Raw genomic sequence first — 23,984 nt, 5'->3', positions numbered from 1 at the left:
GGCATGGTGGATTCCCACACGCGCGAACCCCTCGACATGGTTCCGGCGACCACGGCCGACGCCGCCCCTCTCATCGCCCTGCGCGACAGTCTGGCGCGCTGGATGGTGGCCAACGGCATCAGACAGTGGCTACCCGGTGAGTATCCCGTCGCGGTTCTCGCGCGGGAGGCGACCCGCGGCGAGTGGTACGTGCGCCGCGAGCCGACCGGGGAGGTGGTGGCGGCCGTGCGGATGGTCTGGCACGACCCCGACTTCTGGGGCGAGGGCGAGATCGAGGCCGGGTACGTGCACGGACTCATGGTCGCGCCCGGCCACCGCGGTCACGGCATGGGCGCGCGGGTGCTCGCGTTCTGCGCCGAACGCACCCTCGCTCGTGGCCTCGACCGGCAGCGCCTGGATGCCGCCGCGGATAACGGGCCGCTCAGGAAGTATTACGCCGCACAGGGTTTCACCGAGCTGCGGGAGACGACGCTGCCGCCGCAGTTCCACGGCACCGACCGCGTCGTGTTGATGGAGAAGCTGCTGAGCTAGCGCGCGAAGCGGGAAAGCACCGCCTCGTGCAGCAGACCGTTGCTGGCGACGGCGTCGCCGCCGTGCGGGCCCGGCGTGCCGGACAGCGACGTGAACACGCCGCCCGCTTCGCGGACCAGGATGTCGAGGGCGGCCAGATCCCACAGCGACACTTCGGGTTCGGTCGCGATGTCGACCGCGCCTTCGGCGAGCAGGCAGTAGCTGAAGAAGTCGCCGTACCCGCGCACCCGCCACACGTCGTCGGTGAGCGCGAGGAAGTCCTCGCGCATCCCGCGCTCGCGCCAGCCGGACAGGCTGGAGAAGGCGAGACTCGCCGAGTCGAGCTCGGCGACGGCGGACACCGAAATCGGGTGGGGCGCACCGGGATGGAAGGTCGTCCATGCACCCGAACCCGCCGCCGCCCACCAGCGCCGCGCCAGCGCCGGCGCGCTCACCACGCCCACCACCGGCACGCCGTCCTCCAGCAGCGCGATCAGGCTGGCCCAGATCGGCACGCCGCGCACGAAGTTCTTCGTGCCGTCGATCGGGTCGACCACCCACTGCCGCCCGCGGAATTCCGCGTCGCCGCCGAACTCCTCGCCGAGCACCGAGTCCTGCGGCCGCTCGTGCGCCAGCATCTGGCGGATCGCCCGCTCCACCGCGAGGTCGGCGTCCGAGACCGGCGTCAGGTCCGGCTTCGCGTCCACCTTCAGATCCAGCGCGCCGAACCGCGCCTTGGTGATCGTGTCGGCCGCGTCGGCCAGCCGCAACGCGAGTTCGAGGTCAGAGGAGTGAGCAGCCACGTCAGCAAACCCTAATGGACGCAGCCCGACGCGGGCCGTCGACAGCCCGCGTACGGCCGGACCAAGGTGGCGGCACACCCGACGTACAGGCCGCCCAACGCCTAGAACGTCCCCGCATACGCAGCGAACGCCGGCAGCGCTGGGGGCGGCCCCGACCCACGCCACCGCAGCCTGACCGGCGAACGGCCGTGGTCAACGCGCAGGCCGGGGCGATGTCCTGATGCAGGGTGTCAGATCAGCTCGTCTTGATGGTCCCGCCGTCGATGACGAGGTCGGCTCCGACGATGTTGGCAGCCTTGCCCGAGACCAGGAACGTCACGAGGGCTGCGACCTCCTCCGGCTCGGAGATTCGGCGCGAGGCGATGCCGAACTGATCCGGCAGCGCCGCCAGCAACTGTTCGTGCGAGACGCCCTGTGCGGCGGCGAGCTTCGCGCCCACCCATTCGGAACCGCGCCAGATCCGGGTGCCGACCACGCCCGGTGAGACCGTGTTGACGCGGACGCCCTGCGGACCGAACTCCTCGCTCAGGCGCTTGCCGAAGGCGGTGAGCGCAGCCTTGGCCTCGCTGTAGCCGACCGGCCCGGCAGACGGGAGGTGCGCGTTGATCGAGGAGACGTTCACGATCGCGCCGCGGCGGTCGAGCAGGCTGGGCAGGGCGGCGCGGGTCGCCCAGACGGCGCTGAACAGGTTGACATCCAGGAAGTGTCGCCACTGATCGTCGGTACTGTCCAGGAACCCGCCAAGCGTCAGTTGATCGGGATCGCCGCCACCAACGTTGTTGATCAGGATGTCGATGCCGCCGAGCTCCTCCAGCGCGGTATCCACGAGCGCAGTGGCGCCGGTTTGCGAGCTCAGGTCAGCCGAAACAGTGGCCACGGTGGCCTTTTCGAGTTCGGGTGTGATGGTGCGGGCGGCGCCGACCACGCGTGCGCCCGCGGCGGACAAGGTCTCGGCGACGGCCAGGCCGATGCCGCGGCTCGCTCCGGTGACGACGGCGGTCTTGCCGGTCAATTCGAGATCCATGGAGACTTCCTTTCTGGAACTAGAAGATGAGCGCCTCAGGCGGCGACCGACGCCGTCCGGGCGGCGGCCAGCGCGGATGCCCACCAGTGCAACCGGTCGAGCATCGTCTGCGCCGCGGCGGCGGGCTCGTCCGGTTCGCGCAGCCTGCCCTCCTCGTCGAAGAGCAGGTAGTAGCGCGGGAACGAGACGTACTCGCGGACCGTGTGAGCGTTCAGTTCGTTGAAGACCTGCCGCAGGTGCTCGATCGCGAGCAGGCCGCCGCTGGCTCCGCTGTATCCGACGAAGCCGATCGTCTTGGCGTCCCACTGGGTGAAGTGCCAGTCGATGGCGGCTTTCAGCGCGGCCGGGTAGCTGCGGTTGTAGTCGGGGGTGACGATGACGAACGCGTCGGCGGCGGCCAGTCGCGCGCTGAGATCGACCATGCCCTCGGGGCGCGGCGGGTTCGGTTCCATGGCGGGCGGGACCGCGGGCAGTGCGAGCGGCAGGTCCGCGTCGGCGAGGTCGATCACGTCGACCTCGAAGCCGCCGTGCCTGGCGGCTTGTTCGGCGAACCAGGCGGCGACAGTCGAACCGAACCGTCCTTCGCGGACGCTGCCGATGATCACCGCGAGCTTCAATGACGACATGTCGTTCTCCTTCGATCGAGTGCGGCCGGTGCGACCGCCGCGTCTCAATCTGCTGCGCGACCGCGTGGGGCTGGTAGACCGCGCGGAGAGTGGTAGTGGCAGGGCCACCCTGGCGACGGGGTCGCCCTTGTACCGTTCGAAGGGTGAGCGACAACGAGCTTGGACTGTTTCTGCGGAGCAGGCGTGAGGCGGTCGGTCCGGCGCGGGTCGGCCTGCCCGCGGGCCCGCGCAGGCGCACCCCTGGCCTGCGCCGCGCCGAACTGGCCACCGTGGCTGGGGTGAGCGTCGAATACATCACCCGGCTGGAGCAGGGACGCGACCGTCATCCCTCACCGCCGGTGCTCTCCGCACTGGCCGACGCACTCCAGCTCACACCGAGCGAACGCATCCATCTGCATCGCCTGACCAAGTCCGCCGACCCCGGGTTCAGCTGCATGGGCGGCGCGTCGCCGACGCGTCAGGTGCGCCCGACCGTGCGTGCCGTTCTCGATCATCTGGATCCGGCGGCCGCGGTCGTGGTCAACCGGCTCGGCGACGTGCTCGCCTGCACCGAGGGCTACCGCAGGGTGATGGGCCCGACCGGCCTGCTCGACGACGATCCCATGGCCAATCTCGCGCGCTTCGTCTTCGCGGATCCCCGCGCCCGTCTCGTCTATCCCGACTGGGACGACGTTGCCGACCAGCGGGTCGCGGCCCTCAAGCAGGGCCCGTTCCGCGCCGACCCGGCCACCGCCGCGCTCGCCGACGAACTCACCGTGATCGCGGGCGACGAGTTCACCCGGCGCGTGGAGAGCGTGCCCAGCCTGCCCGCCGCCACCGGCATCGCCCGGCTCGCCCATCCTGCGGCGGGCCCGCTGCGCTTGGCCTACGAAACCCTCGACCTGTTCGCCGACGACGACCAGCAGCTCATCGTCCACCTGCCCGCCGACGACGCGACGGCCGCGGCGCTGGACGAGCTGGCTGGCCGCCGCCCCGGGCAGCTGCGGGCGGTCTCCGGCTGAGGAGTCCCCCGCAATCGGTGGGCGCGCTTTTTCCCGCCTCGGCGGGGCCGGTAGTCTAATACATCGTGCATCCTGACGTTTCCGCTGATCTCGCCGAACTCGACGCCACGCTGAAGACGGTCGAGTCGGTCCTCGACATCGAGGAACTTCGCCGCCGCATCGATGAGCTCGAGCACCAGGCGGCCGATCCCGACCTGTGGAACGACCAGGACCACGCCCAGCAGGTGACCAGCCAGCTGTCCTACGCGCAAGGCGAGCTGCGCCGGGTCGAGGAGCTGCGCCAGCGGCTCGAGGATCTGCCGGTGCTCTACGAACTCGCCGATGGCGAGGAGGGCGAGGCCCGCACCCAGGCGCTCACCGAGGCCGATGGCGAACGCGCCGCGCTGCACGCCGACGTGGAGGCGATGGAGGTCCGCACCCTGCTGTCCGGCGAGTACGACAAGCGCGAGGCGCTGGTCAACATCCGCTCCGGCGCCGGTGGCGACGACGCCGCCGACTGGGCCGAGATGCTGATGCGTATGTACATCCGCTGGGCGGACCGGCACAAGTACCCCGTCGAGGTGTACGACACGTCCTACGCCGAAGGCCAGGGCATCAAGAGCGCCACCTTCGCCGTGAAGACGCCCTACGCCTACGGCACCCTGTCGGTCGAGATGGGCACGCACCGCCTGGTGCGGATCAGCCCGTTCGACAACCAGGGCCGCCGCCAGACCTCGTTCGCCGAGGTCGAGGTGCTTCCGGTGGTCGAGACCACCGACCACATCGAGGTGCCCGAGACCGAGATCCGCGTCGACGTGTACCGCTCCTCGGGTCCGGGTGGCCAGAGCGTCAACACCACCGACTCCGCGGTGCGCATCACACACATCCCGACCGGCATCGTCGTGACCTGCCAGAACGAGAAATCCCAGCTGCAGAACAAGATCTCGGCCATGCGCGTGCTGCAGGCCAAGCTGCTGGAGCGCAAGCGGCAGGAGGAGCGCGCCGAAATGGACGCGCTGAAGACCAACGAGGGCGCGTCCTGGGGCAACCAGATGCGCTCCTACGTGCTGCACCCGTACCAGATGGTCAAGGACCTGCGGACCAGTCACGAGGTGAACAACCCGACCGCGGTACTGGACGGCGACATCGACGGCTTCATCGAGTCCGGTATCCGGTGGCGCATGCGGGAGCAGGCCAATTAAATTGCGGTGCGCGGCATTCCGATGCGACGCGCGGCCCGGATCGTTACTCCGTTGTAGCCTGTCTGGCGTGCGTGTTGCGGATGGTGTGAAACGGCAACCGGGATGGGCGAGGTGATCGCCGCGGCGTCCGCCGCCGATTCCACGGCGTGGCTGCGATCCAGCGGCCTGGAGATCGTGCTGCTGATCCTGGGTGCGATGCTGTTCAGCCGGTTCGCCACCTTCGTGCGCGACCGGGTCACCAGCAAGATCGACGCGGGCTTCCGCAGCAGCGACGCGCTGGTAAGGACCGAGGCGGCCAAACACCGGCACGCACTCGCACAGGTGCTCACCTGGGTCGTGCTGACCATCGTCTATGTGCTGGTCGGCATGGAGGTGTTGCAGCGCCTCGGCTTCGCCGTGACCGGACTCGTGGCGCCCGCCGCGGTGCTCGGCGCCGCGCTCGGTTTCGGCGCGCAGCGCATCGTGCAGGACATTCTGGCCGGGTTCTTCCTGATCACCGAGCGGCAGTACGGATTCGGTGACGTAGTTCGCATCGCCGTGACTGGATCCGCGGAGATGGCCGAGGGTACGGTCGAGGACGTCACGCTGCGGATCACCACGCTGCGCAACGCCGACGGTGAGGTGATCACCGTGCCGAACGGGCAGATCGTGAAAGTGACCAATCTGTCGAAGGATTGGGCTCGTGCCGCGATCGACGTTCCGGTGGCGGCCAGCGCCGACATCACCCGGGTGAACGAGATATTGCACAAGGTAGGAGCCGAAGCGTTCCGCGACCGCAGGCTCGAGCCGCTGTTGCTCGACGAACCCACCGTGATGGGCGTGGACGACCTCACGATGGACCAGATGAACATCCGAATGGTTGCCCGGACATTGCCAGGTAAGCAGTTCGAGGTCGGACGCGAGCTGCGGGTCCGAGTGGCCGCGGCCTTGCGCCGGGAAGGTATCAGTGAAACCACGTAAGTCGACCGCGATCCTCGGGGCCACCTGGGTCGCGACATTCGTGTTGTACCTGTTCGTCAAGCCCGATCAACCGGCTACGACCGGAATCACCCAGGTCGTGAACACCGTACCGGCGCTGGTGAATACGGAGCAGGCCGGGCAGTAGCTGCAACTCCGGGGTGGATGCGCGGGTATAGCTGCCGGATGGCTGGAGCCGGACGAAGTCCGTCAGGAAACACGAGCCGGGCCGAGCGCAGGCGAAGGCAGCCGCTTACACTGGCCCCCCGTGATCACCATGCGGAACGTCACCAAGTCGTACAAGACGTCGACGCGACCCGCGCTGGACAACATCACGGTCGATGTGGGCAAGGGCGAGTTCGTCTTCATCATCGGACCGTCCGGTTCAGGCAAGTCGACCTTCATGCGTCTGCTCCTCAAGGAGGAGGCGCCGACCGCCGGGGAGATCCGCGTCGCGGACTTCCGCGTCGATCGGCTCCCCGGGCGCAAGGTGCCGAAGCTGCGCCAGCGCATCGGGTGCGTGTTCCAGGACTTCCGGCTGTTGCAGCAGAAGACCGTCCACGAGAACGTCGCGTTCGCACTCGAGGTGATCGGCAAGCGGCGCCAGGTCATCGACCGCACGGTGCCCGAGGTGCTGGACATGGTCGGTCTCGGTGGCAAGGCCGACCGGCTGCCCAGTGAGTTGTCCGGCGGCGAGCAGCAGCGGGTGGCCATCGCCCGCGCGTTCGTGAACCGGCCGCTGGTGCTGCTGGCCGACGAGCCGACCGGCAACCTGGATCCCGACACCAGCGGCGACATCATGATGCTGCTCGAGCGCATCAACCGCACCGGAACCACGGTGGTGATGGCCACCCACGACAACCACATCGTCGACTCGATGCGCAGGCGGGTGGTCGAGCTCGACCGCGGCCGCCTGGTGCGCGACGACGCGATCGGCGTGTACGGAGTAGATCGGTAATGCGCGCGAGTTTCCTTTTCAGCGAGGTCGGCACCGGTCTGCGCCGCAATGTGACGATGACGGTCGCCATGATCCTGACCACCGCGGTGTCGCTGGCCATGCTCGGCGGCGGCCTGCTCTCGGTGCGGATGGCCGACAAGACCGAGCAGTACTTCACCGGCCGTCTCGAGGTGCGCTTCTACCTCGACGAGAACATCTCCGCCAACGACCCGGACTGTGCCACCGATCCGTGCCGTTCGCTGCTGGCCGACATGAAGAACACCTCGGGCGTGGTCAGCGTCCAGTTCCTCAATCGCGCCGCCGCGCTGGAGGAGGCGAAGAAGCTCTTCGCCGATCAGCCGGAGATGGTGCAGTACATCTCGGAGACGCCGCTGCCCGCCTCGATGCGGGTCAAGATGACCGACGGCGACCAGTACGAGCGCATCTACGACACCTACCACGCCCGAGACGGTGTGCGCACCGTCGCCAACGACCGCGAGTTCGTCGACCGGCTGCTTCGGCTTTTCGACGGCCTGCGCAACGCGGCGTTCGGCTTGGCCGTCGTGATGGCGCTGGCGGCGCTGCTGCTGATCGCCAACATGATGCAGATCGCGGCGTTCACCAGGCGCACCGAGGTGGGCATCATGCGTTTGGTCGGCGCGACGCGCTGGTACACCCAGCTGCCGTTCCTGCTCGAGGCCGTGGTCGCGGCCGTGGCGGGCTCGGTGCTGGCGATCCTCGGGCTGCTCATCGCCCGGCCGCTGGTCATCGACCGGGCGCTCGGGCCGCTGTTCGACAGCAATGTGTTCCCGCGGATCACCGGTGACGACATCGCCACGGTCGCGTTGACCATCGCGCCGGTCGGCATCCTGGTGGCGGCCGTCGCGGCCTACGGCACCCTCCGGTACTACGTTCGCGAGTGAGGCGAAAAGTCGTTCATCCCCATGGGGAGAACTCGGCCGATACGGCCCGATCCACCGCGATGTAGCGGCGCGATGGTCGGGGGTCGCTCGTAGGATGGGCCCCGTGAATCCCCCCGAAACCCTCCCTGCCGACGTGACCGGTTCCGGCGCCTCCGCGCGCGCCGAAAGCGCTGCGGCGCAAGAGGTTCTACGCAGGGTCTTCGGGTACGACAGTTTCCGCGGCGACCAGGCCGCGATCGTCGAACACGTGATCTCCGGCGGGGACGCGCTGGTGCTGATGCCGACCGGCGGCGGCAAGTCGCTGTGCTATCAGGTGCCCGCCCTGGTGCGGCCCGGCGTCGCCGTGGTGGTCTCCCCGCTGATCGCGTTGATGCAGGACCAGGTGGACGCGCTCAGCGCGCTCGGCGTTCGCGCGGGCTTCCTCAACTCGACGCAGTTCCCGGACGAGCGGCGCACGGTGGAGGCGCAATTCCTCGCGGGCGAGCTCGACCTGCTGTATCTGGCGCCGGAGCGGCTGCGGCTGGAGTCGACCGCCGAGTTGCTCGATCGCGGCAAGGTCGCGCTGTTCGCCATCGACGAGGCGCACTGCGTGTCGCAGTGGGGCCACGACTTCCGGCCCGACTACCTGGGCCTGTCGATGCTGCACGAGCGCTGGCCCGACGTGCCGCGCATCGCGTTGACCGCGACCGCCACCGAGAAGACCCGCGACGAGATCATCGCGCGCCTCGACCTGGGCGGGGCGCGCCGGTTCGTGGCCAGCTTCGACCGGCCCAACATCCAATACCGGATCGAACCGAAGAACCGCCCGGACCGGCAGCTGCTGGAGTTCATCCGCGCCGAGCACGCCGGTGACGCAGGCATCGTCTACTGCCTGTCGCGCAATTCGGTGGAGAAGACGGCGGCCTTCCTCAACGAGAACGGCGTCGGCGCGGTGCCGTACCACGCCGGTCTCGACCACCGCACCCGCGCCGCGAACCAGGCCCGCTTCCTGCGTGAGGACGGGCTGGTCGTGGTCGCCACCATCGCCTTCGGCATGGGCATCGACAAGCCGGACGTGCGCTTCGTCGCCCACCTGGATCTGCCGAAGTCCGTCGAGGGCTACTACCAGGAGACCGGTCGCGCGGGACGCGACGGTCAGCCGTCCACCGCGTGGATGGTTTATGGGCTCAACGACGTCGTCCAGCAGCGCAGACTGATCGACTCGTCCGAGGGCGACGCCGCACATCGCAGGCAGCTGCAACTGCACCTCGACGCCATGCTGGCCCTGTGTGAGACCGTCGCCTGCCGCCGCACCCAGCTGCTCGCCTACTTCGGGCAGCCGGGTCTGCCGTGTGGCAACTGCGATACCTGCCTCACCCCGCCCGAATCCTGGGACGGCACCGTCGCCGCCCAGAAGTTGCTGTCCGCTGTCTTGCGCCTCGAGCGCGAGCGCGGTCAGAGGTTCGGCGCGGGCCACGTCGTGGACATCCTGCTCGGCAAGCAGAATCCCAAGGTCGTTCAGTACGACCATCACGAGCTGAAGGTCTTCGGCATCGGCACCGATCTGCGCGACACCGAGTGGCGCGGCGTCGTCCGGCAGCTGCTTGCGCAGGGGCTGCTCGCGGTGCACGGCGACTACGGCGTGCTGACCCTGACCGAGGCCAGCCAGGAGGTGCTGTTCGACGGTCGTCAGGTGCGGTTGCGCCGCGAGCCGGAGCGGGTCACCAAACCGGCGAGGTCCGCCAAGGCGGGCAAGGCGGCCGCGGCGGCCGACCTCGCCGCCACCGACGTGCCGTTGTTCGAGAAGCTGCGCGAGTGGCGCGGCGCCACGGCCAAGGAGCAGGGTGTACCCGCCTACGTCGTGTTCCACGACGCGACGCTGCGCGAGATCGCCACCCGCAAGCCGGCGAGCCTGGCGCAGCTGGGTGCGATCGGCGGCATCGGTGAGAACAAGCTCGCCAAATACGGCGAACAGGTGCTCGAGGTGCTCGCCGCCGAGTGACCGGATTCCACATCCCGGTGCACGGACTGTGAAATGTTGACCCCTCAGATCGACGCGCTCGCCGCCGTGGGCCAGGATGGTCCGGGATATCGGAGTTGCGGAGGTCAGTATGAGTGGTGCGCAGGCGATCGGTCGTCGGGAACTATTGGTGGGGGCTGCGGGGATCGCGGCGGGTGCGACACTGGTCGGCCTCACGCCCGCCCAGGCGGTTCCGGTCGCCGCCGGAGTCACCAAGTTCGGTCTTCCGGCCGATCGGGCGGTGCGCGTGCTCGTTACCGGCGACGCGGGCACCGGCACGCGCGCACAGTGGGCGGTCGCGGACGCGGCCCGCGCGTTCCACGCTCGCGAACCGTTCTCGCTGGCGCTCGGCCTCGGCGACAACATCTACGAGAGCGGCCCGAAGAGCGGCGACGATGCCCAGTTCGCGACGAAATTCGAGAACCCGAACAGCGGGCTGGACTTCCCGTGGGCGATGGTGCTCGGCAATCACGACAACAGCTCGGTCATCGGCGGCGACGGCGGCTGGCTGCTACGCGGCAACCACGAGGTCGAATACCACGCGAACTCGCCGCGCTGGTGGATGCCGAGCCGCTACTACTCCGTCCGGGTCCCCGAGGAACGGCCGGTGGTCGAGTTCTTCGTGCTCGACCTCAACCCGCTGGCCGCGTACCTGCCGCCGCTGTTCGCGCCGTACTGGGCGGTCGACGGCGAATTCATGAACGCGCAGCGCGCCTGGCTGGACCGGGCCATCGCCGAATCGCCCGCGCCATGGAAGATCGCCTGCACGCACCACCCGTACCTGAACAACGGCCCGCACGGCGACGCGGGCAAATACGAAGGCCTGTCCATCGAACCCCTCAACGGCGTGCACGTGAAGCGGTTCTTCGAGGACCACGTCGTGGGCAAGTGCCACTTCATCCTCTCCGGCCACGACCACTCGCTCCAGGTGCTCGAGCCCACCGCGGCGGCCAAGGGCACCCGCCAGCTGGTGTCCGGTGCGGCCGCGAAAACCGTTGGCGCCGAACCGCGCCTGACGCCGGGCGGCGCCGGAACGCCCGCGCTCTACGAGAACTACCACCAGCTGGGCTTCATGGTCATGGACCTCACCCCGAGCGCGGTCGATCTGCGGGTCGTCACCGTGGACCCGGCGACGGGCGGGGGCACCGAGGTCTTCGGTCGCCGCCTGGCGTAGGCCCCCGCCTGGCGTCAGCGTCGCCTCGGCGTGATCAGCACGTCGGAGCGTGGGCGCAAGCACGCAGCCCGAGGCAACCCAGCCCACATCACCGAATCACAACACCCCGAGGGCTGCGTCGGTAAATTTCCGCCCCTGCGGTTACCGTGCAGGCATGGCACCCGGTGATGACCCGCCCGAGGGCGGCTCCGACACGTCCGGTGGATCGCCACCACCCGACACTCCCCCTCTCGCGCCGCACGGCCCGATGGATTCCGCGGTGGAATCGGTGTGGCTGGGTCGTCGGCGCACTCCAGCGCACCTCGGCCGTCCGCGTGTGTCCACCCTGCTCATGCTCGCCGCCTTCGTCGCGGTCCTCGTGATCTACCTCGCGCTGCGGCCCGGCGGCTGAGCGCGCGACGCCGCATCGGCCGCAGCGCCGGAATAAAACGATTGCCGCGTCACTTACAGTTGACCGTTATGAAGGAAAAGGGGCGCAAGGTCATCGCGACCAACCGCCGGGCGCGGCACAACTACACGATCCTGGACACCTACGAGGCCGGGATCGCGCTGGTCGGTACCGAGGTCAAGAGCCTGCGCGAGGGCAAGGCCTCGCTGGTGGACGCCTTCGCCACGGTCGACAACGGCGAGGTGTGGCTGCGTGGGCTGCACATTCCGGAGTTCAGCCACGGCACCTGGACCAACCACGCGCCGCGCCGGGTGCGCAAGTTGCTGCTGCACAAGCGAGAGATCGAGCGCTTGGTGGGTAAGTCGCGCGAGGGCAATCAGACGCTGGTGCCGCTGTCGATGTACTTCTCCGACGGCAAGGTCAAAGTCGAGCTCGCGCTGGCCAAGGGTAAGCAGGACTACGACAAGCGCCAGGATCTGGCTCGGCGGACCGCCGAACGCGAAGTGACTCGCGAGCTGGGCCGCCGCGTGAAGGGAATGAGCTGAGGCCGTAGGCCGAGAACATGGGAACCCCCGGTGCGATCGAGTGGATCGCACCGGGGGTTCCGTCAGTTTCTCCTCACAAACGCGCGCACGGTCCGTGCAGCGTCACGCGTTGCAGCGTCGGCCCGCGGAAGTCGGGCAGGAGGGTGCGCGACCCCATCGGGGCGTTCGCGTCGGGCACGCCGATGACCGCCCGCTGGGTGGTGAGGTCCGGTTCGCCCGCGCCATAGTTGTGCACGGCCGCCATGCCCTCCGAATCCACCGAGAGCCCGTTCAGCGCGCCGCGCACACCGGCGCGGGTGAGATGGCCCTCCGCCTCGGCGCGGGTCAGCACCGCCTTCATCGGGTAGGAGATCGCCCAGCCGAGGTTGTAACCCCAGTTGGTCGGCGGCTGCAGCGCCGCCGCGCGGGCGTGCTGGGCGCCCACGCTGCGTCCGTCCCAGCCGTCGTAGGGGGAGGTGTAGTTGTACAGCGAGGTGATCGCCGCCGCGGCGGGCGTCTTCAGCAAGGCGCCGTTCCAGGTGGGGGTGGAACCGAGGAATCGGCCGTCGTAGCCGCCCGCGACGAGTTTGCCGATGATCTCGGCGGTTTCGCCGGGACCGGTGGCCAGCAGCACCACGTCCGGCGGGTTGGCCAGGATCTCGGCGACCGGTCCGTCCTGGTTGCCCACCTCGGCATTCGGGCCCGTGTCGACGCGCGCGGTGACGATCGCGTTGTTCTCCGAGGCCCACCGCAGTGCGCCGCTGGCGTAATCGCCGCCGTAGTTGCCGCGGAAGGCGACGACGGCGAGCGTGCGCGGCCTGGACTGGAACTGGGCGAACCAGTCCAGGCCCATGATCGCCTCTGTGCAGTACGAATACCCGGTGTCCAGCACCAGATTCCGGTCGGTGTCGCGATACTGCCAGCCCGACCAGAGGGTGCCCGCGCCGGTCAGCAGATCCACCGCGTCCATCTCCGGCAGCACCGAAAGCGTCTGCGCCGTACCGAAACTCATCGCCAATGCCAGAACGTGCGGTTCGATCTGACGGAACTGCTCGCGGTGCCGGTGCGGATCGTAGGCGGTGTCCCTGGCGTAGGTCGTGATGTCGACCTCGTAGTTGCCGATGCCGCCCGCCTTGTTGACCTCACGCCAGAAGGCCAGCTGACCGTCGTTGAGCGCCCTGCCGAGCGCGGCGAACGGACCGCCCTCCAGATCGGACAGCACGCCGAGATAGATGCAGCCCTTGCTTTTGTCGACCGCCTGCGGGCAGGGCGCGCTGGTGACACCTTGCCCCGTTTCGGTCGACGCCGTCGAACAGGCCGCCAGTACGAAGCCGAAGGCGATCGCGGCCGCAGCGGCGCGGAACAGCCTGCGGCGACGGCGGGTTGGTCCCAAAGTTCTCTTCCTTCGATGGAGGCGGAAATGTGTTGCCCGGTGGCCGGCCGGTTCACAGCCGGACGCACGGCCCGTGCATCGGCAGTTGCGGCAGGGTCGGTCCGCGGTAGTCGGTGGCCACCGTGCGCGAGCCTAGCGGTGCGGACGGATCGGGGGCGCCGATCGCGGCACGCTGGGCGGCGTAATCCGGTTCGCCCGCGTGGTAGGTGTGCGGCGCCGCCATTCCCTCGAAATCGACCGCCAGCGCGTCCTGCGCGGCGCGCACGCCGACCCGGTTCAGCGGGCCGTGCGCCGCCGCCTTCGTGAGCAGCGCACGCATCGTGTACGAGACCGCCCACCCGAGGCTGTAGCCCCAGTTCGCGGGCTCCTGCGGCGCGGCGGCGCGGGCCCTGCGCGCTCCCGCGCTGGCGCCGTCCCAGCCGTCGACCGGCGAAGTGTAGTTGTAGAGCGCCGAAAGCGCAGGTCCGGCGGGCGTTTTCAGCAGCGCGCCGTTCCAGGTGGGCGCCGAGCCGAGGAAGCGTCCCTGGTAACCCGCCGCGACGAGTTTGCCTACGATCTCCGCGGCTTCGGCGGGCCCGGTGGCAAGCAGCACGAGATCCGGTGGGTTGGCCAGGATTTCGGCGACCGGGCGGTCCTGGTTGCCGACCTCGGCATTCGGGCCGGTGTCGATCCGCGATGTGACCGGCACGTTGTTGTGCGCCGCCCAGCGCAGCGCGCCGTTCGAGTAGTCGCCGCCGTAGTTGCCCCGGAACCCGACGACGGCCAGGTTGTGCGGCCGGTACTGGTGCTCGGCGAACCAGTCCAGACCCATGATCGCCTCGGTGCAGTACGAATACCCGCTGTCCAGCACCAGATTCAGGTCGGTGTCGGCGTACTCCCAGCCCGACCACAGGGTGCCCGCCGAGGTCACGATGTCGGCCGCGTCCATCTCCTGCAGCACGGCGAGGGTCTGCGCGGTGCCGAGGCTCATCGCCAGCGCCAGCACGTTAGGCCGGATCTCGCGGAACCGCTCGAGATGCCGGTGCGGATCGTAGGCGGTGTCCCTGGCGTAGGTCGAGATGTCGACCTCGTAGCCGCCGATGCCGCCCGCCTTGTTGACCTCGGTCCAGAACGCCGTCTGCCCGTCCTGCATCGCTCGGCCGAGCATGGCGAACGGCCCGCCGCCGAGATCGGACAGCACGCCGAGGTAGATGCAGCCCTTCTCCCTGTCGATCGCGTTCGGGCACGGCGCGCTGGTGACGCCGGGTCCGGTGGTTTCGCTCGGCGTGGAACACGCCGCGGCCAAGACGAGCCCGACGATGATCGGAACCGCCGCGGCGTGGAACAGGCGGCGACGCCGCCTGCTGGTGTTGCCCATTATTGCTCCCTGTCCCTGCCGCCGGACGCTCCGAATCCGGTACGGCCGAACAGGAACAGTACCGGTCAGTGGGACGGCGAGAAGGCGGTTTCGCGGTTGCCGTGGCGTCGCCCGGCGCGGGGTGAACAAGTCGGACGACTGACCGGCACGGGTTGAATGCGAGGATCCGCAATCCGTGGGCAAATGTGCGCTGGTGGGAGGTGGTCTCTCCCGGGGGTTGCGCACCCCTGGTGTGCGATCGCAGCCGGTGTCGAATCGGGCCGGAGTCGGCATGCGGATGGCCATGGCGTACGGCGAGGCTCGGCGGTCGACGCGGCCGCGAGCTCGATCTGGGCGGCTTCGTCGCCACTGTCGGTCCGCGACCTCTGTTCCACTGGCATCTGATCCGGATCGACTCGCCCGTGGAACCGTTCGGGCCGCCCGGGCGTTTACCCCATTGACGCTCGCCCTACGGAGTGCTTCGCGTGCGTGAGGCAACCTGCGCGCGTGATCGAACCTGATCGATATGTACGCGAACGCGCACAAATAATCGGGATGATCCGACGTGTGGCGAGTGTTAGCATTACTAGCCCGCAAGGTGCGGGCGCGTACGGGGCTGAACGGTTTCGACTGCGTACGTTGATTCAGGGGAAGCGTGTCGGTGCAGGCAAGAGACCACCGTAAGCGTCGTTGCAACCAATTAAGCGCCGATTCTCATCAGCGCGAGTACGCTCTCGCTGCCTAAGCGAAGCGTCTCTGTCGGCCCGGGATATGCCCTCGGTCCCGGTGCCGGCATCAGCTAGAGGGCTAACCGTCCGACTCGGTCGCGGAGCCGGACGGGACATCGAACAGCGACTGGGATCGTCATCTCGGCTTGTTCGCGTGACCGAGAGATCCAAGCAGAGACACAGCGAACTGCACACGGAGAAGTCCTGAAGACACGGCGGAGGACCCGGGTTCGATTCCCGGCAGCTCCACTGAGTAGAGGCCCACACCATCCCTGGTGTGGGCCTCTACTCATTCTGCGGTATCTCCTGGTTTCGGAACCCGCCAAACGATCGTCAGCAGTGAATCGATCGGCTGGCCTGGAGCGCCCACAACAATGTGATCCACAAGGTAGAGCAGCACAAGCTTCTGCGCGTGGTCGGAGATATTCCGCCAAGTTTGGTCGGATACGCCCAGAACCTGTTGTACGACATTCTGCTGCTGCTCCAGGAAGTCGATCTCGTCCCGCAGCGAAGGATCTACTGCTGTTTCCGGAGCGCCTCGGAGCGCGTTGATCGACCGTGCAAGGATCGCTGGCTCCGACCTCAGGCGTTGCAGGACCTGCTGGGCCACAAACTCGTCGGCGAGGTCAGCGTCGATGCCACAGTGGGTTTCCTCGTCGTCCGCGTCGTCCGACCCTGCAATGTAGTTGCCGCGCAATGTATCCAACAACGTTCGCAAGAAGGTTTCAGGGCCAATCTCGGCGAGGATCCGTAGATTGACCGCGATCCACTCCTCATCCGAAATGAGAGGTTCGTGCGGAAGCGCGAGGGACGGATCGATTTCAATGGCATAGATTGGATTGATCATCAGCCGCGTGATGTCGTCCGGAACCCACTGGGCACCATCGCCGCGGGTGCATTCGGGAGCGCCTGGGTGGAGGATCAGTTCAGACAGGCCATAGGTGCCGGTGTTGGCTGCTCGCCATAACGCTCGAAACCGATCGACCTCGATCTCTGGATGCCTCGGGTAAACGCCGCAGACGGATACGAGTGCGCGCACCAGTGTCTCGAGAATCTGCCATCGGGGAATGGCCTTGCCATGAAGGATCTTTCGGACCTGTTCGTGGCTGAGGGTCCCTGGGCCATCCACGTCGAGACTGCTCAATCCTCGCAGTGATGGTGAGCCGGCTCGGCCATAGAGCTCATGGAGGGCGACCAGTAGATCCCTGTGCGGCCCAGGAGGGACCGAAGCCTTCCCGGGAAGCGGTATCGGCGCCATTCCGATCACCTTTCGAAGTCAACTAACGTCAACTGGCGCGCTCCAACCAGGGATTTTCACCTGGCCCAACGGGCAGCTCGTCATCAATCGTCTTCCTCGAGGCGCCAGCCCTGACTATAGATCCATGCAGGCAAACCTTCGGCTGGCGGTGAAGGCCAGTCGCTTCGTACCATCCGGCGGTCTGCGATGAGGCGCCCAAAGAACTTGCCAGCCAACCGCTTACGCCCTAGTACCATGCCAAATAAGGTGAAACCGGAAGCGGCGTCAGCTGAGACCCGCTACGACGATCGCGCGCCGAACTCTTGGCTTGGGCTACTCGACAAGGTATTGGCCGACCCTTACAGGTTTCGCAGGGCTGCGCTATTGATCGTGCTCGTGGGCGTACTCGTGCTCGGGCTGATCGTCGTAGCGGGTCCGTTGGTCGGGGCTGCCGCAGTGGGTGCGATTGGTTCAGGTGCTGCGTTTGGGTCCCTCAAACGTGTGAGCAGAGAGTGAGTCCTAGTGCAAGGCCGTGAACACCAATGCGACGTCGATTAGCCCGCGCGGGGATTTATCTTTTCTTCTTTTTTCGCGATTTCGATTTCGACTTGCCGCTCTTTTTGGACCTGCGAGTAGGAGTGGCTTGCTCTATCCATTCTATCTTCCCCTCTCCGATGGTTGCTGTCAGGCCGGTGCATAGCCATATCATTGCCGGAGCCAGATCAATGTCGAAGAGTTCGTGCAAGTCGTTAAGGGTGAATTTCTTCCAGGGCTTTCCAATTTTCTCCTCGAGTGTGGAGATCCCGGGCAGGCCCCAGATGGCCACTGCTACTGCGGCTGCAACGCCGCGGTAGTCGTCCTCGCCGTATTCTACGTGTAACCAATGAATGGCCTGAGTTAGTTCGGCTTCAGAGATTCCCCTTCGTTGCATTGAATTTAGCCAAATCAGAGGCTTTGCAACCAATGTTTGCAGTAGAATGGATGTAGTCTCTAGGTCGGCTTCGTCGATGTTGACCAGATTCTCAATGATCTTGCGCGGCGCTTCCGGGTCCGCCGATCCGTCGAGTAGTTCCTTGATGATGTGACGCCAGGTAAATGAGGCAAGTTCGAGCGGGTTCATGTCTCGCAGCGCTCGGTGGTGCTCGACGGAAGCGTAGAATGCATCCTTCTCGCTTTGGCTGAATAGTTCTTGATTATCCTCCGTGACAAGGTACCCAACCTCGCTGGCCGCGAAGGCGAAAGATGATATCCGCAGGTCGGACGCATTCTCTGCGATCGATTGCCACATTTCTGACCAATCGGTTTCCGCCATGGGGGTTGGGATCTCTTTGTTTGGGTCAAACAGTATTGGATCATCTGGATTCGGATCCCTTCCGAATTTTTCTCGGAAGAGTCTCCTAAGTTCTTGAAGGGCCTCTCTGGTTTCCGAATTCATTTGGACCATGCGCCCGGACCTGGTTCTCACTTGCTTGTGGCCGAACTCGAAAGAAAGGGGTACCAGGTCGGTACCAGGCTCGCTGTGCCAGCGTTTTGATTCGTTATCGACGCCAGTCATGAATTGAGGGAGTGTAAATAGGTGACTCAATGTCGTCGCAGGTTCGAGATCGTGCTCTGAAGCCAGCAGAATTGTATCTACAATGGCGGCAAATGGAGACTCCTGTTCGAGCCCGAGCGCCCACGCGTGGGCGCGGCCGCCCAGGTCATCGACGGGCTCCTCATCCGAGGCGCAAAGGGATACGAACAGCGCTAGGAGAAACGTCCAGCTATCTGTTCGAACCGGCAATCCAATCAGGTCGAGAAGGTACAGGCCGTCGCGCAGCTGTTCGGCGCAGGTGCCGTCGCTCACAGTCGTGGCATCGAGCGTGTTCATGAACTCGATTGCCAGGTTCTGGGAGCGCTCTGAAACCTCCGGCAGCGAGTAGCTCGCCGGAGGGCCGCCACGGACGAAACGAGCTTCGGCGAGCGCGTTCTCTGGCCGAAGCTCGACAGGGATTTGTAGGTCGTCGAGGTGTGCGTCCTTCAGTGTGGAACACAGCGCCAGGAGAATCGAGCCGTCGTCTATCGGCATCCCATGGTGATTGCTGAGATTCACCGCCGCGCCCACCAGTTCGCGGATCCCAGCCCAGAGCGGTGTGTCACGGACGTGGCGTAACCAGGCCGTTCGGGCATTGCCAAACTCGCCGGCGTCTCTGAACTCTTTCGGATATGAACACCCCAGGACAACCAAATCGAGCGGGTCTGTCTCGTGGAACCACTCGGGTCCATCATCGTTGACCTGGGCCAGTCCGATCGCTGCGTATCCAGTAGCGTAAGCGCCCGCGAAGTTCGTCCGAGCTGACGGATCCGAAATCAGCTGTGTCAGATCTCTCGCCGCCGCGTCCAGGTCCAGTCCGCCTGGCTCGTTGAACGTAACGTGGTACTTGGGTGTGTGTGCCTTCGCGCGCTTGCTGCGTCCATGGCGTGACTTACCCACCGGCGAGACCCCTTGTATCGAACCTGCTGAACTGTGGCGTAGACGACAGCTATCGTATTCCATACGGGGACTGGGTAAGTCGGAGCTTCAGAAAAAGGAGCTGAGGGGTTGGAACTGCCGAACTCGGATGATCGCGTTGAGCGCGATGATGTCCGCAACACCGTCGGTGGGCTCGTTCAAGGGTCAGTGGTGCAGGCCAACCACGTTGCAGGTTCGATCTATGTTTGCAATCATGAGTCGAGATCTGCTGCCTACTTGGGAGATCCGGACAATTGGCCGCTGACGGCGGATTGGGACCCTATCCAGGCTGGTGTGCTGCGATCACGTCCTGGCGCTGACGACCGAGGTATCCCGCCCTACGTCCGCCGGGATGTCGATGAGCAGCTGCGTTCAAGAATGATGGCCGCTTGCGATCATGGGGGCTTGGTCTATCTAGTAGGTGGTTCGGCGTCAGGGAAAACTCGGACTGCCTTCGAAGCGATGCTTGCAACCATGCCGGACTACCGGGTTGCTGCCCCGGTCACCGGAGCCGATCTTCCGGCGGTTCTCGAAACGATCTTGCAGAGGCAGACTCGCTGCGTGCTGTGGCTGGATGATCTCGAAAGGTTCTTTGGTCCAGGAGAGTTGGACCCTACGATGCTGGCCGCATTTGTCCGGCTCCGGGTGCCGATTGTTGGGACGATACGTACACCCCAATACGACCTCCTCAACCCCGGCTCGCGCAGCTCCCTTGATACAGCTGTAGATTCGTCGCTTGGACCGCGAGCGGGCATTGGGGCGCGAGTGCTCGCAATGGTCGAGCCGATTCCGCTGCCGAGACTCTGGACCCAGAACGAGGTCGGCGGTGCTGTCGGTGAGGCCGACGAACGCATTGCCGAAGCAGTCGAGCATCACCGGTCGTACGGCATACCCGAGTACCTTGTGGCCGGCCCTTCGATTTGGTCCGAATGGCGGCGAGCATTTGATATCGGTGGGCATCCGAGAGGTGCGGCCCTAGTGTCTGCGGCTGTCGACCTGCAACGTGCCGGGTTGCCTGGGCCATATTCTCAATCGTTGCTCGTCGACCTGCATGAAGTCTACCTAGAAGAGCAGGGTGGTTCACTGCTCCGTGCCGAGTCACTGCCGGATGCCTTCATGTGGGCGGCCGAGGAGAGATTTGGTATCACAAGTCCACTACTTCCCATCGAAGATGGCCGGTGGCTCGTGTTCCAGTATCTGGTGGACCGCACGGAACAATCGTCCATACGGTCTCCTGTCAAGGATCTGGTTTGGCAGCGGGCCGTAGAGCACGCAGCGAACGATCACGATGTGATGGCTGTGGCAGTGCGCGCAGCGACAGCTGCCACGGTTGTGTCTCTTCGAGTGGCCGAGCAGATTTGGCATTCCAAGACCAGGCATCCTACTGCCGAGATAGCCACAATCGCTGCATACAATCTCGGTGTTCTCTTGCTGGAGACCGATCGACCGACCGAAGCTCGTGCAATGTTTCTGCAGTCCGCTGAGGGTGGAGAGCCCAGGGCTGCCTTCAATCTCAGCATTCTGCTCGATGAAGCGGGTGAAAAGGTTGAGGCGCTGGAATGGTGCCGGACGGCTGCGGAGGCAGGGTATACACAGGCTTGTTTCAGGCTTGGTTTCGAACTGGAGAACCAGGGCGAAATCGAAGAGGCAGAGGTCTGGTATCGGCGAGGTGCCGAGCTGGGGGAGTACAGATGCGCAACCAACCTCGGAAATATCATGAGCGCCAGTGGTCGTCGTGACGAGGCGCAAACCTGGTATTCGCGAGCGAATGAACTCGGTGATTCTTATGCAACCTTCAATATCGGTCTCTTCCGCCATGACTCGGGACGGCTGGACCTCGCCGCCCAGTGGTACACACGCGCCTCTGAACAAGGTTCAGCTGAAGCTGCGCTGAACCTCGGCGTAATGAGGAATATGGCCGGTGACCTGGTCGAGGCTGAGAAGTGGTACAGGCTGGCAGCAGACCGGGGATTGGCGGGAGCCGCGTTCAACCTAGGGAACCTGTTCGGCGGCCTGGGGCGGGATAGAGACGCTGAAGAGTGGTATCGAAGGTCAGCAGAGGGTGGCCACTTCATCTCCATGCGCATCCTGAGTCGGTCGGCTTATCAATCCGGGCGGGTGCCGGACGCTATCGACTGGCTGGAACAGGCTGCCGCACTTGGTGATTGCGATGCAGCGACGACGCTGGGTGAGATGTACATCGAGTTGGACAGGCTCGATGACGCGATACAACCCCTGACGATGGCAGCTGAGAGAGGCACTCGTGACGCTATCTTCAACCTCGCGGTCTTGTATGCCAATCGCGGTGATGCTGAACAAGCTCAACGTTGGTTCCGGCAGGCGGCCGAGAACGGAGATATCGACGCAGTGGTTTCGCTTGCCCGCCTTCAGTTCGAGCACGGCCGCGTCGCATCGGCCATGTGGTGGGTTCGACGCGCCCGAACCTTGCGATCCTACGCGGCTGTGGACCCCGTCGGCTAATGGAAGTTGATGTCGCCGTAGATTTGGCCAGTCTGAACGACGCTTCCCGTCACCGATCCGGAGATCTCATTCGTGATGATGGTCCCATCATCGGCAGACTGGATTGGTCCGGTGGCAGTCGTCTCTTGTGCACGTCGATCGTCCTCCATCCGGCGCTCCCAATCGCGAACCGATGGAGCTGGTGCCCCTGCCCATTGGGCCAATACGCTCCCGATAGCTGACAAGCGATCCAGGTCTCGGGGCAGAGACGCCCCTGTGGACCACGAGCTGATGGTCTGGGTCGGTACTCCGGATTGATCTGCGAGCCGCTTCTGGGAGATGGCTTTGCCCAGTGCGTCCTCGTGTGCTGAGTGGGCCCCAGCCTGCTCCCACAGCCGTGCGAGTTCGGCTAGGACCATCGAGTTGATGTGTGGTCCATGTGTTGGTCGGAACGGCCGTCCCATACGCTGCCCTCCAGCTGTTCTACCGGATCCGAGCCGGACTACTTTGGATATGTCTATGACCAGCAGGATAGCCGTGGCGCCGCAGGCCGGATCCGACTTCCGTTGTGTCACATGGCCTTCTGCCCCACTAATTGGTGACGTACTGGTCGCGAGCATGCGACCGGGCTCGAGACACGAGAGGCCACCTATGATCCAGCTGAATGGATTCGTCTTCCACGCCGCCCTGGCGAGTTCCTGTGCTGGAGCGCTGTACATCGTGACGGTTGCCGTTGTTTCCTTCATTGCGGCTCTTTCGAGCGATCACCGACGCCGAGCCGACGCCCGCCGGGTTCTGGAGATCCTGCTGAGACGAACGCGGGGCTAGACGTGTTGGCACGGACCTTCCTTCCCACAGCTCGGAGAAGTCTTGGAGAAGATCGCGTCTGTTCGGCATCTTCCCGCACCGTCCACCCGACCCCTTAGTTGGGCTAATTGATCGATTTGGCGGCATGCCACACCGTCGCGACTGTCCGCTTGGCCATCTCATGCTTGGCTTTGAGCTGAGTCATCGATTTGCCGCCTTCGTACTTGGCGATGATGGTTGCGACTTCCTCCGTCGTCAACCGCTTCTTGGGTCCGCCGGATGATCTTGAACGTCATGACTGTGGCCTGCGTGGTTCAGCTTGTGCTGATTCGTTGCCAGAGTTCAGCGAAGTCTTCCAGTAAGCCGGTCCGGTTCGAGTAAGTTCCCGCCATGTCCACCCGAGAAGGCGAGTGCTCGCGAAGAGCACTCGCCTTTTTTTGCGGGTTCCGCGTGTTCTGTGGGGGCGAAGCCCCCTCGGCGCCGTAGCGGTCATTTCGTGTGTCACACCGGGGCGGACCTGGGTCGATGGAGTGGTCGCCGATCGGTGGCGGCACGTACGGGTTCGCCGCCGGCATCGACATCGATGATGTGCTCGGACGACTCGCCAGGCCGCCGGTGTTCTTTCGTTGCGGCACTGACTGATTCGAGGATGGAATGCGCCACCGGGGTCGGCTGGTGTTGGCGCTGGGAGGGTGAGATGAGGTTCTCTTCGGCCGAGGCCGAGTACATTCCGGCGTTATTGTTCGCGGTCGAACTCGCGGATTCGGTAGCCGTGCCCGCACACGACATCCATGGTCACAGTTTGTTGCGGGAGCCCCTGGACTCGGTCCTCAGCAGTGTCGACTGGGGTTGGTGTGACAACAAGCAGGGCGTCGATCTCGTTGCCCGCCGACCGCTACGCGCCGTCGTGGTGTACCTCGCGCAGCGGAGCGCTGTGGGCCTGCCGTTGCCTGCGCGCCCCGCTTCGGATTGGGAGCCGGAAGCGGATACGCGCCTCCGTGGCCTGAGCAATGCGCTGGAATTCGCCGCGACCTGCGCGGAAGAGGTCTGGAGCTCACCGTTGTCCACACCGTTGGAGCAGTGGCTTCGTAGCACTCTCTCGACCATGCTTCGGCCGCTTCGCAAGGACGAATCTACGAGTGAACTGGATTACCGTGTACGGGAAGCGGTTTCGCGCTGCTACCGGTACTGCGAGATGCGCTACGAACTCTTCGTCGGATCACCTGGGCAGCAGACGGGTACGCGGCGCCACCTGAACTGGTCTCCGACCCGGTGCACCTCGGTGCGCTGACGGCTGCCCTCGAAGCATTCGGCGCCCCACCTCTCGCCGCGGCCCCCGAGCGAGGACAACAGCTGTGAAGGCGAAACTCTTGCGCGCAGTCGTCATCGACCTACCTGCGCGCCAGCCGATCACCGACGCATTCGAGCGGGATCGCATCCCACACACCAAATGGAACAGCCAACGAGACCACCTGGCTGGTTGGC

21 protein-coding genes and 1 other RNA gene are annotated in these 23,984 nt (G+C 65.6%); 14 read left to right on the top strand and 8 right to left on the bottom strand.

The window, feature by feature from the left end:
• Window positions 1-3: 3 nt before the first annotated feature.
• Window positions 4-531, top strand: coding sequence for a GNAT family N-acetyltransferase (locus AB0H50_RS05250; protein WP_357446982.1), 528 nt, complete (start codon window positions 4-6; stop codon window positions 529-531).
• Here the strand turns inward: AB0H50_RS05250 and hisN are convergent.
• The 3 genes from hisN to AB0H50_RS05235 all read right to left on the bottom strand — a co-directional run bounded on the left by hisN (window position 528) and on the right by AB0H50_RS05235 (window position 2,963).
• A complete protein-coding gene (hisN, locus tag AB0H50_RS05245) occupies window positions 528-1,313 on the bottom strand; it encodes a histidinol-phosphatase (RefSeq protein WP_357446979.1) in 786 nt (261 codons plus the stop codon). The genes AB0H50_RS05250 and hisN overlap by 4 nt on opposite strands.
• A 235-nt stretch (window positions 1,314-1,548) precedes the next feature.
• Window positions 1,549-2,421, bottom strand: coding sequence for an oxidoreductase (locus AB0H50_RS05240; RefSeq protein WP_357446977.1), 873 nt, complete (start codon window positions 2,419-2,421; stop codon window positions 1,549-1,551).
• On the bottom strand, window positions 2,373-2,963 hold the full coding sequence (locus tag AB0H50_RS05235; RefSeq protein ID WP_357446974.1) for an NAD(P)H-dependent oxidoreductase: 591 nt from the start codon (window positions 2,961-2,963) through the stop codon (window positions 2,373-2,375). Before AB0H50_RS05235 ends, AB0H50_RS05240 begins: the two co-directional genes overlap by 49 nt.
• A gap of 143 nt (window positions 2,964-3,106) precedes the next feature.
• Here AB0H50_RS05235 and AB0H50_RS05230 point away from each other — a divergent pair, with 143 nt between their 5' ends.
• The 10 genes from AB0H50_RS05230 to smpB all read left to right on the top strand — a co-directional run bounded on the left by AB0H50_RS05230 (window position 3,107) and on the right by smpB (window position 12,068).
• A complete protein-coding gene (locus AB0H50_RS05230) occupies window positions 3,107-3,964 on the top strand; it encodes a helix-turn-helix transcriptional regulator (RefSeq protein ID WP_357446971.1) in 858 nt (285 codons plus the stop codon).
• 65 nt (window positions 3,965-4,029) lie between these two features.
• A complete protein-coding gene (prfB, locus tag AB0H50_RS05225; protein ID WP_357446967.1) occupies window positions 4,030-5,145 on the top strand; it encodes a peptide chain release factor 2 in 1,116 nt (371 codons plus the stop codon).
• A 102-nt stretch (window positions 5,146-5,247) separates the two neighbouring features.
• On the top strand, window positions 5,248-6,105 hold the full coding sequence (locus tag AB0H50_RS05220) for a mechanosensitive ion channel family protein (RefSeq protein ID WP_357446964.1): 858 nt from the start codon (window positions 5,248-5,250) through the stop codon (window positions 6,103-6,105).
• Window positions 6,092-6,250, top strand: a complete 159-nt coding sequence (locus tag AB0H50_RS05215; protein WP_357446961.1) for a hypothetical protein — start codon at window positions 6,092-6,094, stop codon at window positions 6,248-6,250. Before AB0H50_RS05220 ends, AB0H50_RS05215 begins: the two co-directional genes overlap by 14 nt.
• A gap of 120 nt (window positions 6,251-6,370) precedes the next feature.
• Window positions 6,371-7,060 carry a cell division ATP-binding protein FtsE gene (gene ftsE, locus AB0H50_RS05210; RefSeq protein WP_357446958.1) on the top strand — a complete coding sequence of 230 codons (690 nt, stop codon included), beginning with the start codon at window positions 6,371-6,373 and terminating at the stop codon, window positions 7,058-7,060.
• Window positions 7,060-7,962, top strand: a complete 903-nt coding sequence (ftsX, locus tag AB0H50_RS05205; RefSeq protein WP_357446955.1) for a permease-like cell division protein FtsX — start codon at window positions 7,060-7,062, stop codon at window positions 7,960-7,962. Before ftsE ends, ftsX begins: the two co-directional genes overlap by 1 nt.
• A 94-nt stretch (window positions 7,963-8,056) precedes the next feature.
• Window positions 8,057-9,943 carry a DNA helicase RecQ gene (recQ, locus tag AB0H50_RS05200; RefSeq protein WP_357446952.1) on the top strand — a complete coding sequence of 629 codons (1,887 nt, stop codon included), beginning with the start codon at window positions 8,057-8,059 and terminating at the stop codon, window positions 9,941-9,943.
• Window positions 9,944-10,052: 109 nt separating this feature from the next.
• Window positions 10,053-11,135, top strand: coding sequence for a metallophosphoesterase (locus AB0H50_RS05195; protein WP_357446950.1), 1,083 nt, complete (start codon window positions 10,053-10,055; stop codon window positions 11,133-11,135).
• Window positions 11,136-11,289: 154 nt separating this feature from the next.
• Window positions 11,290-11,526 (top strand): hypothetical protein, encoded by a 237-nt coding sequence (locus AB0H50_RS05190; protein WP_357446947.1) that lies wholly within the window; start codon window positions 11,290-11,292, stop codon window positions 11,524-11,526.
• Between the two features lie 68 nt (window positions 11,527-11,594).
• A complete protein-coding gene (smpB, locus tag AB0H50_RS05185) occupies window positions 11,595-12,068 on the top strand; it encodes an SsrA-binding protein SmpB (protein WP_068066678.1) in 474 nt (157 codons plus the stop codon).
• Between the two features lie 73 nt (window positions 12,069-12,141).
• Here smpB and AB0H50_RS05180 read toward each other — a convergent pair whose 3' ends face one another.
• Window positions 12,142-13,440, bottom strand: coding sequence for an ABC transporter substrate-binding protein (locus AB0H50_RS05180; protein ID WP_357446944.1), 1,299 nt, complete (start codon window positions 13,438-13,440; stop codon window positions 12,142-12,144).
• Window positions 13,441-13,492: 52 nt separating this feature from the next.
• Window positions 13,493-14,797, bottom strand: a complete 1,305-nt coding sequence (locus tag AB0H50_RS05175; RefSeq protein ID WP_357446941.1) for an ABC transporter substrate-binding protein — start codon at window positions 14,795-14,797, stop codon at window positions 13,493-13,495.
• 591 nt (window positions 14,798-15,388) lie between these two features.
• Between AB0H50_RS05175 and ssrA the strand changes: the two genes are divergently transcribed.
• Window positions 15,389-15,756, top strand: a transfer-messenger RNA (tmRNA) gene (ssrA, locus tag AB0H50_RS05170).
• Between the two features lie 37 nt (window positions 15,757-15,793).
• Here the strand turns inward: ssrA and AB0H50_RS05165 are convergent.
• Both AB0H50_RS05165 and AB0H50_RS05160 read right to left on the bottom strand, forming a co-directional pair.
• Window positions 15,794-16,648 carry a hypothetical protein gene (locus AB0H50_RS05165; protein WP_357446939.1) on the bottom strand — a complete coding sequence of 285 codons (855 nt, stop codon included), beginning with the start codon at window positions 16,646-16,648 and terminating at the stop codon, window positions 15,794-15,796.
• A 664-nt stretch (window positions 16,649-17,312) separates the two neighbouring features.
• Window positions 17,313-19,214 (bottom strand): hypothetical protein, encoded by a 1,902-nt coding sequence (locus AB0H50_RS05160; RefSeq protein ID WP_357446936.1) that lies wholly within the window; start codon window positions 19,212-19,214, stop codon window positions 17,313-17,315.
• Window positions 19,215-19,322: 108 nt separating this feature from the next.
• Here AB0H50_RS05160 and AB0H50_RS05155 point away from each other — a divergent pair, with 108 nt between their 5' ends.
• Window positions 19,323-21,713, top strand: a complete 2,391-nt coding sequence (locus tag AB0H50_RS05155; RefSeq protein WP_357446934.1) for a tetratricopeptide repeat protein — start codon at window positions 19,323-19,325, stop codon at window positions 21,711-21,713.
• 910 nt (window positions 21,714-22,623) lie between these two features.
• Here the strand turns inward: AB0H50_RS05155 and AB0H50_RS05150 are convergent.
• The gene (locus tag AB0H50_RS05150) at window positions 22,624-22,758 is read right to left on the bottom strand and encodes a hypothetical protein (protein WP_357446931.1); all 135 of its coding nucleotides are present in this window, start codon (window positions 22,756-22,758) and stop codon (window positions 22,624-22,626) included.
• A gap of 438 nt (window positions 22,759-23,196) precedes the next feature.
• Here AB0H50_RS05150 and AB0H50_RS05145 point away from each other — a divergent pair, with 438 nt between their 5' ends.
• Window positions 23,197-23,790 (top strand): hypothetical protein, encoded by a 594-nt coding sequence (locus AB0H50_RS05145; protein WP_357446927.1) that lies wholly within the window; start codon window positions 23,197-23,199, stop codon window positions 23,788-23,790.
• The last annotated feature ends 194 nt before the right edge of the window (window positions 23,791-23,984 follow it).

The organism is Nocardia sp. NPDC050793, assembly GCF_040654065.1.
Lineage (GTDB): Bacteria > Actinomycetota > Actinomycetes > Mycobacteriales > Mycobacteriaceae > Nocardia.
The sequence above is the reverse complement of the archived record's forward strand: the minus strand, read 5'-3'. Positions and strand labels throughout refer to the sequence as shown.

What these genes read in the sequence shown, in the direction of transcription:
- AB0H50_RS05250 (WP_357446982.1), top strand. Translation starts at nt 4, where the DNA reads ATGGTGGATTCCCACACGCGCGAACCCCTCGACATGGTTCCGGCGACC.
- AB0H50_RS05235 (WP_357446974.1), bottom strand. Translation starts at nt 2,963, where the DNA reads ATGTCGTCATTGAAGCTCGCGGTGATCATCGGCAGCGTCCGCGAAGGA.
- AB0H50_RS05220 (WP_357446964.1), top strand. Translation starts at nt 5,248, where the DNA reads ATGGGCGAGGTGATCGCCGCGGCGTCCGCCGCCGATTCCACGGCGTGG.
- ftsX (WP_357446955.1), top strand. Translation starts at nt 7,060, where the DNA reads ATGCGCGCGAGTTTCCTTTTCAGCGAGGTCGGCACCGGTCTGCGCCGC.
- recQ (WP_357446952.1), top strand. Translation starts at nt 8,057, where the DNA reads ATGGGCCCCGTGAATCCCCCCGAAACCCTCCCTGCCGACGTGACCGGT.
- AB0H50_RS05195 (WP_357446950.1), top strand. Translation starts at nt 10,053, where the DNA reads ATGAGTGGTGCGCAGGCGATCGGTCGTCGGGAACTATTGGTGGGGGCT.
- AB0H50_RS05190 (WP_357446947.1), top strand. Translation starts at nt 11,290, where the DNA reads ATGGCACCCGGTGATGACCCGCCCGAGGGCGGCTCCGACACGTCCGGT.
- smpB (WP_068066678.1), top strand. Translation starts at nt 11,595, where the DNA reads ATGAAGGAAAAGGGGCGCAAGGTCATCGCGACCAACCGCCGGGCGCGG.
- AB0H50_RS05175 (WP_357446941.1), bottom strand. Translation starts at nt 14,797, where the DNA reads ATGGGCAACACCAGCAGGCGGCGTCGCCGCCTGTTCCACGCCGCGGCG.
- AB0H50_RS05145 (WP_357446927.1), top strand. Translation starts at nt 23,197, where the DNA reads ATGAGGTTCTCTTCGGCCGAGGCCGAGTACATTCCGGCGTTATTGTTC.